An 11,967-nucleotide genomic window follows, 5' to 3' on the forward strand; every position below is an offset into this window, starting at 1 on the left:
GCGCGTCGCCGCCCACCGCCCCTACGGTGGGCGGCATGACCGAGACCGAAATCGCCGCCGCGCCGTTCCTCGACATCCCCGACGTGCTCAACCTCCGCGACGCCGGAGCGGGCGTGTACCGCCCCGGGCTGCTCTACCGCTCGGCGAGCCTCAACCGGCTCACCGACGAGGGCGCGGCCCGCCTGGCGGAACTCGGCATCCGGACGGTCGTCGATCTGCGCAGCATCGCCGAGCTCGCTCACTGGCCCGACCGCCCGATCGGCGAGGACGTCCACTACCTGCACGCACCGATGCTCCCCGACCCGGCCACCACCGAGCTGGCCTGGCCCGAGGACCAGGCCGCGCTCTACCCGTTCATGGCCGAGACCGGCGGCGTCGCCGTCGCCGCCGCCGTCCGGGCGCTGGCCACCGGCTCCCCGGTCCTGGTCCACTGCGCCGTCGGCAAGGACCGCACCGGCCTGACCATCGCCGTCCTGCAGACCCTGGCCGGCCTGCCGGCGGCCGACGTCACCGCCGACTTCCTCCGCTCCAACCTCGGCCTCGGCCTCGACAACGGCCCCGTCCCCTACCTGGACGCCGCCGGCGCGGAACGCCTCTCCCGCCCCGTCGAAGCCACCCACCTGGCCTCCGCCCTGGCCCGCATCGAGGAACTCCACGGCACCCTCGACACCTACCTCCTCAACCACGGCGCCAACACCGAGGACCTCGCCGCACTGCGCACCCTGCGCCCGGCATGACGGTCCGCAATCCGCCCCGCACCTCCGACGAACTGCTGGCCACGCTGAAGCGACTACGGCGCTCCGGCCTGGCGGGGGGCGGCAAGGCGCCGCACAAACCACTGCTGCTGCTCCATCTGATCGGGCAACTGGCAGCGGCGGGCACCAGCGAGACCACCTTCGAGGACGTCGCCGAGCCGCTCGGCGAACTGATCGCCCGGTACGCCCCGTCCGGCCGGGCCGATCCCCGGGAACGCGCCGCGCTGCCGTTCGTCCGGCTGGAGGAGGAACTCTGGGAGACCACCGACCGCTGGTCCCGGCCGCTCCCGCGCGAAGCGGGCGGTGACCGGCTGATCGGGCTCGGGGCCCGCGGCAGGCTGCGCCCGGACGTGGAACGCCTGCTGCTCGACCCGGCCGTGCGGGGCCCCGCGATCACCCTGCTGCTCGCCGAGGCCGACCCCAGCGGTCTGGAGCAGGCCGTCCAGCACCTGACCCACCCGCTCGGCGAGGAACGGTACCGGACGACCACCGCCACCCGGCGGGTGCGCGACAGCAGGTTCGCCAGGGCGGTGCTGGAGCTGTACCAACACGCCTGCGCCTTCTGCCGGTTCGGGGGCCGGCTCGGCGGTGTACCGGTCGGGGTGGAGGCCGCCCATGTCCACGCCCACGGGCAGGGCGGCCCGGACGTGGTGCAGAACGGTCTCGCCCTGTGCGCCCTGCACCACGCCCTGTTCGACTGCGGTGTGCTCGGACTGACGAACCGCCTGACCGTCGCCGTCTCACCGCACTACACGCCCGCCGACGGCCTCGGTGCCCAGGTCCTGGCGCTGGACGGCACCCCGGCCGCGCAGCCGGCCGACCCCGCGCTGGGCGTGGAGGAGGAGTACCGCCGCTGGCACACCGCGCACGTCTTCCAGCACTGACCCGGGCTCGGGTCGTGAGGGGGTGCGCCGGGGCGGGTGGCGGCGTCCACGCGCCGGTGGCGGGCGCTGCCGTTCCCTCCCGGTGGCTCGGCTTGTTGGGCGCGTTACCGTGGGCGGTGCGTCCGGTCCGGTGTCGGAGCCGTCCGCGCAGGTGTCCACCAGCCGTCCGAAGGAGTCCGTCCCATGGCCCGCTTCCCCGTCACCGCCGCCGTCGCCGCCGCCGGTCTGATCGGCGGCTACGCCACCGCCCGGTTCAGCGGCCGGCGTGAGCTGGGCGGCGCCGTTCTGGCCGTTGCCGGGACGGCGGCCGCCGTGCGCTGGCAGCGCCGCTCGGGCACGCCCGTCGCGGCCGGCCTGACCACGCTCTACCTGGCGGCCTTCGGCGGCTCGCACCCGCTGGCGAAGAAGATCGGCGCCTGGCCGGCCGTCCTCACCGTCACCGGTGTGGTGGCCACCGCCTCGGTGCTGGCCACCGGCGAGTAACTCCTCAGCGGGCGGCGAACCGCGCCTCGAAGGCCGCCCGGTTCGCCGAGGGAACGCTGCGGTCCCAGACCGCGAACACCACCCGGTCGAAGGCCGCGCCCCACGCGTCCAGCGCCTGCCCGAACGCGTCCGCGACCTCGGCCGGGTCGTTGCGGAACACCCCGCAGCCCCAGGCGCCGAGCACCAGTTCACGCGCCCCGTGCCGGGCGGCCACCGCCAGCACCCGGGCGGCCCGCTCGGCCAGCACCGGCCCGAGGTCGAGCGCCCGGCCGGGCGAACGCAGCGCCAGCTGGCCCGCGTTGGGCGCCGGCGAGGTGAGGAAGCCGACCCGGTGCGTGCGGGCCAGCAGCTCGCCGTGCCCGTCCCGGATCACCGGCACGCCCGGCGACCAGATCACCCGGTGGCTGTAGTGCAGGTCCGTGGAGGCCCGGTGCGCCTCGTAGTAGTCGGGGGCCTCCAGCAGGCAGCGGTACAGCAGCGCGGCGCGGCAGACGTCCTCCTCCTGGGCCTTGGCGCCGCGCAGGTACCCGCCGCCGGGGTTGCGCGCGGACGCGAAGTTCAGCACCGCGACGCTCCGCCCGCCGTCCGCCACCAGCCGCTGGGCGGCCTGCATGCTGCCCTCCCCCGTCACCTCGGCGGCCCCGCGCAGCGGGCCCGGCCCGGCCCCGAACTCGGCCTCCGGCGGGTAGGACACCGTCCCGGCGCGGGCCTCGGCCAGCTCCTCGGCGATCCGCACTGCCGTCCCGTCCGTGCACCGGTACTCGCCCCGGTCGGCGATCTCCTCGTTCTGCGTGGCGAGTGCCCGCTGCCTGTTGCTCATGCCGGGCACGCTAGCCCGTCGGCTTCCGCCCCGACCAACGTATTTCCGCCCGCCCGCCGGGGAACGCGGACGGGCCCGCCGGGGAACGCCGACCGGCCCGCCGGGGAACGCGGACGGGCCCGCCCCACCGAAGTGGAGCGGGCCCGGTCAGTGCTCAGGCAGAGCGTCAGTTCTTCCAACGCGGCTTGCGGTCGCCGCCGTTGAAGCCACCACGCTCCTCGCGGTTGAAGCCGCCGCGCTCACGGTCACCGAAGGAACGGCCACCACGATCGTCACGGTTGAAGCCACCCTGCGGACGGCCACCGGAGCGGTGGTCGTCGCGGCGGGCGAACGGACGGCCGCCGCGGTCGCCGCCGTTGAAGCCGCCGCGCTCCTCACGGTTGAAGCCGCCGCGCTCACGGTCACCGAAGGAACGGCCACCACGGTCGTCACGGTTGAAGCCACGGTCACGGTCGCCGAACGAACGGCCGCCGCGCTCCTCACGGTTGAAGCCACCGCGCTCACGGTCACCGAAGGAACGGCCACCACGGTCGTCACGGTTGAAGCCACGGTCACGGTCACCGAACGAACGGCCGCCGCGCTCCTCACGGTTGAAGCCACCGCGCTCACGGTCACCGAACGAACGGCCACCACGGTCATCGCGGTTGAAGCCACGGCCGCCACGGTCCTCGCGGTCGCGGTTGTAGGCGGGGCGCTCGTTGCGGGCCTCGCGGTAGGACGGGGTGCGCTCCTCCGCCGCCGGCTCGGCCGCGGCGGCCGGCTGCTCGGCGGTCTCGGTGCCGGCCTCGGCGGTCGCCTCGTCCGTCTCGACCTCGTCCTCGATGCCCAGCTCGGCGCGCTCGCGGGCGGCGCGGGCGGCCAGACGGTCGGCCTCCTCGCGCAGCTCGGTGGCGCGGCGCTGGGCGCGCTCCAGCTCACGGGTGAGCTCGGCGACCTCGCGCTCGGCGGCGCCGGCGATGCCCGACGCGCTCTCGGCCTGCACCTCGACCAGCGAGCGGGCGCCGGTGATCCGGGCCACCTCGGCGTCGAAGGCGTGGTCGAGGATGTGGCGCGAGGCGTCCACGCCCGCGTCCTCCATCAGGCGGAACACGCCGCGGCGCTGGTGCGGCAGCACCAGGGTGACGACGGTGCCGGAGCGGCCGGCCCGGGCGGTGCGGCCGGAGCGGTGCAGGTAGTCCTTGTGGTCGCCCGCCGGGTCGACGTTCAGCACCAGGTCGATGCCGTCGACGTGGATGCCGCGGGCGGCGACGTCGGTGGCGACGACCACGTTGAGGTAGCCGTCCTTGAAGTCGCCGAGGACGCGGGTACGGGCGCCCTGGGTCATGCCGCCGTGCAGCGCGTCGGCCTTCACGCCGGCCTCCAGCAGCTGCTGGGCGACCCGGTCCGCGCCCATCTGGGTGCGGACGAAGATGATGGTGCGGCCCTTGCGGGCGGCGATCGCGTTGGTGATCGGCGCCTTGTCCTTGGGCTTCACGACCAGGATGTGGTGGGTCATGGTGGTCACCGCGCCGGCCGACGGGTCGACCTCGTGGGTGACCGGGCTCTTCAGGTAGCGCTTGACCAGGGTGTCGATCTCGTTCTCCAGGGTGGCGGAGAACAGCAGGCGCTGGCCGCCGGCCGGCACCAGGTCGAGGATCTCGGTGACCTCGGGCAGGAAGCCCATGTCGGCCATCTGGTCGGCCTCGTCGAGGACGGCGATCTCGACCTCGTCCATCTTCGCGGAGCCGCGGTTGATCAGGTCGCGCAGGCGGCCGGGGGTGGCGACCAGCACGTCCACGCCGCGCTCCAGGGCGTAGATCTGGTTGGACATCGAGGTGCCGCCGCAGACCACCTTCAGGCGCAGGCCGAGCACCGAGCCGAACGGCTCCAGCGCGTCGGCGACCTGCATGGCCAGCTCGCGGGTCGGGACCAGGATCAGACCGCGCGGGTGCTTGGCCTTGGTGCGCTCGCCGCCCGCCAGGCGGGTCAGCAGCGGCAGGCCGAAGCTCAGGGTCTTGCCGGAGCCGGTGCGGCCACGGCCGAGGACGTCCTTGCCGGCCAGCGCGTCCGGGATGGTCGCGGCCTGGATCGGGAACGGGGTGGTGACGCCGCGCTTGGCGAGCGCCCGGACGACCTCGTCGTGCAGGCCCAGGTCACCGAAGGTGATGGTCGGCTCGGCGTCGGCGGTGTCGGCCTCCGCGGCGTCGCCGGCGTCGGTCAGCTCGGCGAGCTCCGCGTCCAGCGTGTCGGTGTCGAGAGAGTCGGTGTCGGCGGCGTCGGAGCCGTTCGCGGGCATGGCGAAGCGGGCGTCGTCAACGAGAGACATGCAAAACCTTCCGGAAGTGGCACGCGCCAAAGTCCGGGGGTCTGTTGGAAATACCGCCTCTATGCGGTCAGCCACGGATCGCCGGAACGCGCCAAGGGCGCTCAAAGGTGTAAGGAGCGCCAGCCAAATAGGATCAAACGAACGATCTACCACCATAGGGGAGCCTACGGATCAGAGGCAAATCCCCTGGCCAACGCCCTGAAGCAAGGCCCCGCCGCCGCTTCCGGCACCGGCTGCGGAGCACCGACTGCGAAGCACCCGCCGCGGAGCAGCCGCCGCGGTCAGTGCCCGGACGGTGACTCGCTGGGCTCCACGGGCGTCCCGCTGGGCGTCGGCGAGGGCTTCGCCGAGTGCGAGGGCTCCGGCGCACTGGGCTGCGGCGGGGTCGGCGAGGACGCGCTGCCGCCACCGGTCGGGGTCGGCGGGGGCGTTCCCGGCCCGGCGGGCGTGCCGCTCGGCCCGGGAGTGCCGGCGTTCGTTCCCGGCACCGGCACCGGAGCGCCCTGCAGCCCGACGGCGGGCGGCGTCGGGCCCGGCACGTGCCCGCCCGGGGACGGCACCGCGCCGGGTGACGCGCCGTCAACACTCGGCGCGCCGCCGCGCTCCCCGTGCTGCCCGCCCTGGTGGCCGCCGGTACCGACCCCGGCCTTGAGCGTGGTCGCCGTCCCCGCGCCGGTCGGCTTCACCCGGTCCGGCCCGGCGGGCGGCTGCGCACCCACCGACATGCAGCCGCTCAGTCCGAACGCGGCGATCGCCGCCATCGCCGCCCCCGCCGTCACCCGTCGCCGCGCCGACCCAACCGCCATCACCGAGCCACCTCCCGCACGGCCCGCCCGGGCCGCCCATTCGTTCTCGGGTGCCCAACGCGCGTCCGCCCCGCCGGGACACGGGCAACCGCCGAGCATCAGCCGCACGCCGCCCCCGCGGGCGCACCGCACGGATCATCTGGCGTCGCGTCAACGGACCTCCGACAATGGACGGGTGGAGATGACCAGGGACGAGTTCGAGGCGCTGGTGTCCGACGCGCTGGACCAGATTCCGCCGCAGCTGGCCGCGATGATGGACAACGTGGCGGTCTTCGTCGAGGACGAACCCGATCCCGCCACCCCCGAACTGCTCGGCCTCTACGAGGGCATCCCGCTCACCGAACGCGGCGAGTGGTACGCCGGCGTCCTCCCCGACCGGATCCTGATCTACATGGGCCCGACCCTCCGCCACTGCGACTCCCGGGAGCAGGCCGTCGAGGAGGTCCGCATCACCGTCATCCACGAAGTCGCCCACCACTTCGGCTTCGACGACGACGAACTCCACGGACTCGGCTGGTCCTGAACCCCCGCCACGCCCGCCCCCGAAATCCGTTTTGGCGTTCCCGCCCGGCATCCCATATGCTTCTCGACGTCCCCGAACGCCGGACAAACCGGCCGGAAGGGCCGCAAGCCCTCATCGTCTAGTGGCCCAGGACGCCGCCCTTTCAAGGCGGTAGCACGGGTTCGAATCCCGTTGGGGGTACGCAGTACCGTAGTAAGGTCCTGTGCGGAGCAATCCGCATGAGGTCCCGTGGAGCAGTTGGTTAGCTCGCCACCCTGTCAAGGTGGAGGTCGCGGGTTCAAGTCCCGTCGGGATCGCTCGTCTCGCAAGAGACGGTGCAGTACGGCCAGGTAGCTCAGTTGGTACGAGCGTCCGCCTGAAAAGCGGAAGGTCGCCGGTTCGACCCCGGCCCTGGCCACATCGCCTGACCAGGCACGATGCCCTCGAAGCAGCTCGCTTCGGGGGCATTTTCGCGTCCACTGACGCCAACGCCAACGGCCCCGAACCGCGGCGCGCCACCCGGTCAGCGCCGACAGTGGGTCGTCCGCGAGAGTCTGTCGAGCGACGTGTCGATGGCCGACATCCTCGCCGTGCAGCGGGAGGCCCGGGGCGAACGGCCCGTCGGCAAGTCCTGCGCGAGCCGGATCTCGCATCCGCTGCGCCGTCGAAGTGATCAACTGACGGCCCGCGAGGCCGCAGGGCAGCCTTTCTGACACGCCTTCGAACGCCCGGCCCGCCGGCCGACGGCCCTGGCGGGGGGTCAGGTGTCCGTGGGGATCGGGAGGGAGCCGGTCAGGGCCTGGCGGGCGAATTCGACGACGTGGGCGCGGAGGTCGGGTTGGGTGGTGCCGAGGACGAGGCGGGTCATCTGGGGGACGGCGGTGGGCCAGGCGGCGAGGCCGATCAGGCTCAGTAGGCAGGCGGCGACCTGCGGGGACGCCTCGGTGCCGAAGGTCGCGGCGAGGGCGGCGACCTTCTGTTCGTAGTGGGTGGCGCGCCGGGCCTCGTTGGGCAGGGCGGCGTCGCGATAGTGCAGGCCCTCCCAGAGGCAGAGCCGGATCAGGACGGGGTTGGCCCGGTGGAAGTCGTAGACCCGTCCCACGTATTCGGCGGGGTCGTCGCCGGGCTGCAGCGGGACGGCTTCGGTGAGTTCGTCCAGGGCCGCGGCGACGACCTGGTCGAAGAGCTTCTGCTTGCTGCCGAAGCAGCCGTAGATGCGTTCCTTGTTCACGCCGGCCAGCTCCGCGATCCGGTCCACGCGGCCGCCCGCGATGCCGTGCGCGGCGAACTCTTCCCTGGCGGCGGCGAGCAGCCGTTGCTTGGTGGACGTCGGTTCCTGGGTCATGCGCTCAGCGTAGGGCGGCAGGGGACGGCATGCCAACCAACTGGATGGTTGACGCCAACCAGTTGGTTGGCTACCGTCGCGGTACGCGCCCGCGCCCCGAGGAGACCGTCATGGCCGAGACCGCCGCCACCGCCGCAACCGCCGCCGTCACCACCCACCCCGCCCCGTCGGTGCACGTCCGTGCCCTGATCACCTGGCTCGCCGTCTTCCCGTCGATCACGACCGCCCAGATGCTGCTCGGGCCGTCGCTGGACGGCCTGCCGGCGCCCTTGCGGGTGCTGGTCATCACCGGCGTGGTGGTTCCCGCCGTGGTGTACCTGTTCGTCCCGGCGCTGCTGAAGGCCCGGGTGGCGCTGCTGCGGCGGCGCACCCGGTGATCAACGCCGCAGCGCCTTGCGGGTGTTGCGGACCCGGCGGTGCGCGCGCTGGACGCCGGACAGGGCGTGCAGGCGGCCCGCCACGGTGAGGCGGTACTTGAGGCGCAGGACGGGCGGGAGCGCGGCGAGGTGTTCGGGGCCGATGGCGCTGAGCAGCCGGGTGACGTGCCGGTGGTAGGCGTGCCGGTAGTCGCGGTCGCCGTCGGGGACGGTCCAGAAGAACATCGGGATCTCCTCGACCAGGGTGTTGTGGTCGTAGGCCCGCAGGTGTGCGCGGAAGGCGGGTTCGGGGCGGTCCAGCAGCCAGCCGCGGACGAGTTCGATGGAGCGCACCCGGTCGGCCAGGCCGCGCGGGTCGGTGCGGCGCTGGGTGATGGAGCGGTCGCCGTCCTCGCGGATCCGCCAGTGGTAGACGGGCTCGGACAGCACGTCGACGCTCTTCGCCAGGAAGTGGTGCGGGACGCTGACGGGGGCGTCCTCGTACAGCATGCCCTCGGGGTACTGGAGGCCGGCCGCGGTGAAGAAGGAGCGGCGGTAGACCTTGTTCCAGGCGGTGCGGTCGGTGACCAGGGCGGGCAGCTGGCCGATGTGGGTGCGCAGCCGGGTCTCGGCGAACGGGCGGCGGTGCGCGTGCGAGGGTTCGAGTCCGGTGCCGCGCAGCCGCAGCGCGTTGCCGGCGGCGAAGTCGGAGCCGGTCTCGTCCAGGGTGCTGATCATCAGCCGGTAGGCGTGCGGGGGCAGGGTGTCATCGCTGTCGGCGAAGGCCAGGTACTCGGTGCCGGGGGTGAGGTGGCGCACGCCGGTGTTGCGGGCGGCGCCGAGGCCCAGGTTGGGTTGGCGGAGCAGCCGGAAGCGCGGGTCGCGGGCGGTGTACTGCTCGGCGAGGGCGGTGCTGGTGTCGGTGGAGCCGTCGTCCACCAGGACGCATTCGAAGTCGGTGAAGCTCTGGGCGGCGATCGAGTCCAGGCAGTCGACGAGGTACCGCTCGACGTTGTACACCGGGACGACGACGGAGAGTCGGGGGACCATCGGCAGCGCGGCCTTTCGGGCGGGGCGCGCCCGAGTGGTGCTGGCGGACGGGCGCCGGGCGAGGACGCGGGGAGCGTATCGGCGCGGAACTGCCGTGTCGGAAACGGGAGATGACGTGAAGGAGGCGGAGCGGCGAGCCCCGGCCCGCGGGGCGTGCGCGCGAGGGCGCACGGCAACCCGCCGAACGAGCGCCGCTGCCCACCCCCGTGGGGCAACGGCGCCCGAGCATCAGAATGCCGATCCTGCCGATCCGCCCACACCGTGTCAACTATCGTGGATTCAAGAGTGACGAACCAACGCCCACGGTGGCCTGTCCGCACGGTTTCGGCACCAATCCCCCAACGATCGTTCAGAACGGTGTTATCGATGGGATACGCCCGGGGGTAAAGACCCTCTATGATCCGGCACATGCCCACGGACTCCTCCCGCGCCGAAGCACCGGACTTCGCCAGCCGCTTCCGGCGTCTGATAGCGGTGATCTACCCCAAGGACCTCGGCCGGCCCTGGCGGGACTCCGAAATCGCCGAAGGCACCGGGCTGAGCGGCACGTACATCGGCAACCTGCGCAAGGGCACCCAGAAGCCGAGCCTGGAGAACGCCGTCCGGATCGCCAAGTTCTTCGGCGTCCCGCTGGACTACTTCTCCGACTCGGAGACCGCCAGCGCGGTCGAGCGCGACCTGCGCAGGATCGAGGCGCTGCGCGACGCCCGGGTGGAGCGGATCGCCATGCGGGCGGCCGGCCTGCCGCCGGAGATGCAGGACGCCGCACTCACTATTGTGGAGCAGTTGCGGCGGGCCGTCGGCCTGCCGACCGGCCAGTCGGACGAGGCCGGACCAGTCACGTGACGGAGCGTCAGCAGGTGCCGCTGGGACACTGGCGGCTCCCGGAGGGGGTCGACGTGCGGGGTGTGGGGAGCGGTCTCGGGCGGACCCGCCGCCGGATGCGGGCGGTCGCGCGCGAACTGCGCCTGCCGCCGCTGAGCACCGTGGAGGAGCTGTGCGGAGCGGTCTCCGCCCACCTGGACCGGCCGATCCGGATCGCGCCGCGCCGGATGCAGGTCGGCGAGCCGTCCGGCTTCGTGGAGCGGCTGTCCGCCGAGGACGTGATCCACGTCGAGCAGGAGACCTCCGGGCTGCACCGCGCGCACATCGTCTGCCACGAGCTGGCGCACCTGCTGTGCGGGCACCTGAGCGAGCCGCCGTCGCCGGACGAGGACCCGTCGCTGGTCGAACTGCCCACCATCGACCCGGAGATGCTCCGGCTGGTGCTCGGCCGCTCGCACTACGACGACGCCGCCGAGGAGGAGGCGGAGGTGCTCGGCGCCGAGCTGATGCGCGCCCTGGTGCTCGCCCCGGGGGCCGGCACCACCTCGCAGCTCGCCCCCGCGCTGGAGCACCGCAAGGGACAGCATGTCTGAACTGCCCTACAACCTGGTCTACTTGGGCATCGGCGCGGCCGCCTGGGTGGTGGCCGGGCTGAAGCTGCGGGCCTGGCGGCGCGAACCGTCCTTCGGCCTGCTGGTGGTCGCCCTGGCGATCGCCTCGCCGGCCACCGCCTTCCTGCTGGCCTCCCCGCTGCTGTACCGGGCGATCGGGCACCTCACCGGCGTCGGCAACCTGGCCACCCTGCTGGTCTACCTGGGCATCGTCGGCTTCTCCGCCGGCGCGGTGGTCCTGGCGCTGGTCTGGGCGCCGCCCGAGCAGCGCTCCGGCACCGAGGTGTGGGCGCCGCTGGACGACCGGCTGCGCCGCCGGGTGCGCCGCCGCACCGCCGTGTTCGCCGCGCTGGTGCCCGTGCTGGTGGCACTCTTCCTGATCGGCGGCCCGTACCGGCCCGAGACGCCGCTCACCTTCGACACCACCTTCGCCCCGCGCACCGCCACCGCCCTGTTCCTGGCGATCTACCAGGGCCTGTACGCCTTCGCGCTGATCGACATCGGCCGGGTCTGCCTCGGCCACGCCGCCCGGCTCCCCGCCGGCTGGCTGCGCCGCGGCATCCGGCTGCTGGCCGCCGGCGCGCTCACCGCCTGCGGCTACGTGGTGTGCAAGCTCGCCGCGATCGCTCTCGCGTACGCCGGCGTCAATGACGTCGACTGGCTGAGCACCGCGCTCGGCCCGCTCTTCGCCACGCTCGGCGCGGTCGGCATCACCCTCGGCTTCGCCGGCCCGGCCGGCGCCGCCTGGACCCGCCGCCGGGCCGACTTCCGGGCGCTGCGCCCGCTGTGGGACCTGGTCTACCGGGCCGACCGCCGGCTCGCCCTGGAGGGCCCGCCGTCGCCCGCCTGGCGCGAACGCGCCGCCCTGCGCGACCTGGAGTGGCGCACCACCCGGCGCGGCCTGGAGATCCGCGACGGCCAGCTGACGCTGCGCCCGTGGATCGACCCGGCGGCGGTCCGGGGTGCCGAACGGTCCGCCGCCGAAGCCGCGCTCGGCCCCGAGGAGCGGGACGCGCTGGTGGTCGCCGCCGCACTGCGCTCCGCGGTCGGCGCGCTGGCCGCCGGGACGGTGCCGCGCCCGCGCGAGGAGCAGCCGGTGCTGCCCGGCCTGGACGCCGACCCCGCCGAGGAGCGCGCCCACCTGGTGCTGGTCGCCTCCTTCCTGCAATCCCCGCTGCTGGAGCGGGCATTGGCCGACCGCTCATGACCGCCGGGCACCCGTGAC

14 protein-coding genes and 3 tRNA genes are annotated in these 11,967 nt (G+C 73.7%); 12 read left to right on the plus strand and 5 right to left on the minus strand.

Going from position 1 to position 11,967, the window contains the following annotated elements; genetic code table 11:
- Positions 1-35 precede the first annotated feature (35 nt).
- The 3 genes from ACFV18_RS06500 (at position 36) to ACFV18_RS06510 (ending at position 2,122) form a co-directional block, all read left to right on the plus strand.
- Positions 36-737: a tyrosine-protein phosphatase gene (locus ACFV18_RS06500; protein ID WP_380479933.1), complete on the plus strand. Its 702-nt coding sequence runs from the start codon at positions 36-38 to the stop codon at positions 735-737.
- Positions 734-1,639: a phosphorothioated DNA-binding restriction endonuclease gene (locus ACFV18_RS06505; RefSeq protein ID WP_380479935.1), complete on the plus strand. Its 906-nt coding sequence runs from the start codon at positions 734-736 to the stop codon at positions 1,637-1,639. Before ACFV18_RS06500 ends, ACFV18_RS06505 begins: the two co-directional genes overlap by 4 nt.
- Before the next feature lie 183 nt (positions 1,640-1,822).
- On the plus strand, positions 1,823-2,122 hold the full coding sequence (locus tag ACFV18_RS06510; protein WP_380479937.1) for a hypothetical protein: 300 nt from the start codon (positions 1,823-1,825) through the stop codon (positions 2,120-2,122).
- A 4-nt stretch (positions 2,123-2,126) separates the two neighbouring features.
- On the opposite strand, the gene ACFV18_RS06515 is transcribed toward ACFV18_RS06510, so the two are convergent.
- From ACFV18_RS06515 to ACFV18_RS06525, 3 genes are all read right to left on the minus strand, one after another.
- A complete protein-coding gene (locus ACFV18_RS06515) occupies positions 2,127-2,942 on the minus strand; it encodes a TIGR02452 family protein (RefSeq protein WP_380479939.1) in 816 nt (271 codons plus the stop codon).
- 166 nt (positions 2,943-3,108) lie between these two features.
- Positions 3,109-5,247 (minus strand): DEAD/DEAH box helicase, encoded by a 2,139-nt coding sequence (locus ACFV18_RS06520; RefSeq protein WP_380479941.1) that lies wholly within the window; start codon positions 5,245-5,247, stop codon positions 3,109-3,111.
- Positions 5,248-5,528: 281 nt separating this feature from the next.
- Positions 5,529-6,053: a hypothetical protein gene (locus ACFV18_RS06525; RefSeq protein ID WP_380479943.1), complete on the minus strand. Its 525-nt coding sequence runs from the start codon at positions 6,051-6,053 to the stop codon at positions 5,529-5,531.
- A gap of 181 nt (positions 6,054-6,234) precedes the next feature.
- Here ACFV18_RS06525 and ACFV18_RS06530 point away from each other — a divergent pair, with 181 nt between their 5' ends.
- The 5 genes from ACFV18_RS06530 (at position 6,235) to ACFV18_RS06550 (ending at position 7,268) form a co-directional block, all read left to right on the plus strand.
- On the plus strand, positions 6,235-6,576 hold the full coding sequence (locus ACFV18_RS06530; RefSeq protein ID WP_380480396.1) for a metallopeptidase family protein: 342 nt from the start codon (positions 6,235-6,237) through the stop codon (positions 6,574-6,576).
- Positions 6,577-6,683: 107 nt separating this feature from the next.
- Positions 6,684-6,756, plus strand: a tRNA-Glu gene (locus tag ACFV18_RS06535).
- Positions 6,757-6,798: 42 nt separating this feature from the next.
- A tRNA-Asp gene (locus ACFV18_RS06540) sits at positions 6,799-6,872 on the plus strand.
- A 27-nt stretch (positions 6,873-6,899) separates the two neighbouring features.
- Positions 6,900-6,973: transfer RNA gene (locus ACFV18_RS06545), tRNA-Phe, on the plus strand.
- Positions 6,974-7,127: 154 nt separating this feature from the next.
- A complete protein-coding gene (locus ACFV18_RS06550; protein ID WP_380479945.1) occupies positions 7,128-7,268 on the plus strand; it encodes a hypothetical protein in 141 nt (46 codons plus the stop codon).
- 47 nt (positions 7,269-7,315) lie between these two features.
- Here the strand turns inward: ACFV18_RS06550 and ACFV18_RS06555 are convergent, their stop codons facing one another.
- Entirely contained in the window at positions 7,316-7,900 is a 585-nt protein-coding gene (locus ACFV18_RS06555) for a TetR family transcriptional regulator (RefSeq protein ID WP_380479947.1), read from the minus strand.
- A 110-nt stretch (positions 7,901-8,010) separates the two neighbouring features.
- Between ACFV18_RS06555 and ACFV18_RS06560 the strand changes: the two genes are divergently transcribed.
- Positions 8,011-8,277 carry a hypothetical protein gene (locus tag ACFV18_RS06560; RefSeq protein WP_380479949.1) on the plus strand — a complete coding sequence of 89 codons (267 nt, stop codon included), beginning with the start codon at positions 8,011-8,013 and terminating at the stop codon, positions 8,275-8,277.
- Here the strand turns inward: ACFV18_RS06560 and ACFV18_RS06565 are convergent, their stop codons facing one another.
- Positions 8,278-9,306: a glycosyltransferase family 2 protein gene (locus ACFV18_RS06565; protein ID WP_380479951.1), complete on the minus strand. Its 1,029-nt coding sequence runs from the start codon at positions 9,304-9,306 to the stop codon at positions 8,278-8,280.
- A 408-nt stretch (positions 9,307-9,714) separates the two neighbouring features.
- Here ACFV18_RS06565 and ACFV18_RS06570 point away from each other — a divergent pair, with 408 nt between their 5' ends.
- Genes ACFV18_RS06570 through ACFV18_RS06580 form a run of 3 tightly spaced genes read left to right on the plus strand, consistent with a single transcriptional unit; the run spans position 9,715 to position 11,949 of the window.
- Positions 9,715-10,152, plus strand: a complete 438-nt coding sequence (locus ACFV18_RS06570; protein WP_380479953.1) for a helix-turn-helix domain-containing protein — start codon at positions 9,715-9,717, stop codon at positions 10,150-10,152.
- The gene (locus ACFV18_RS06575; RefSeq protein ID WP_380479955.1) at positions 10,149-10,724 is read left to right on the plus strand and encodes a hypothetical protein; all 576 of its coding nucleotides are present in this window, start codon (positions 10,149-10,151) and stop codon (positions 10,722-10,724) included. Before ACFV18_RS06570 ends, ACFV18_RS06575 begins: the two co-directional genes overlap by 4 nt.
- Positions 10,717-11,949, plus strand: coding sequence for an MAB_1171c family putative transporter (locus tag ACFV18_RS06580; RefSeq protein WP_380479957.1), 1,233 nt, complete (start codon positions 10,717-10,719; stop codon positions 11,947-11,949). Before ACFV18_RS06575 ends, ACFV18_RS06580 begins: the two co-directional genes overlap by 8 nt.
- Positions 11,950-11,967 lie beyond the last annotated feature (18 nt).

It is taken from the genome of Kitasatospora sp. NPDC059673 (genome assembly GCF_042734215.1).
Classification (GTDB): domain Bacteria; phylum Actinomycetota; class Actinomycetes; order Streptomycetales; family Streptomycetaceae; genus Kitasatospora.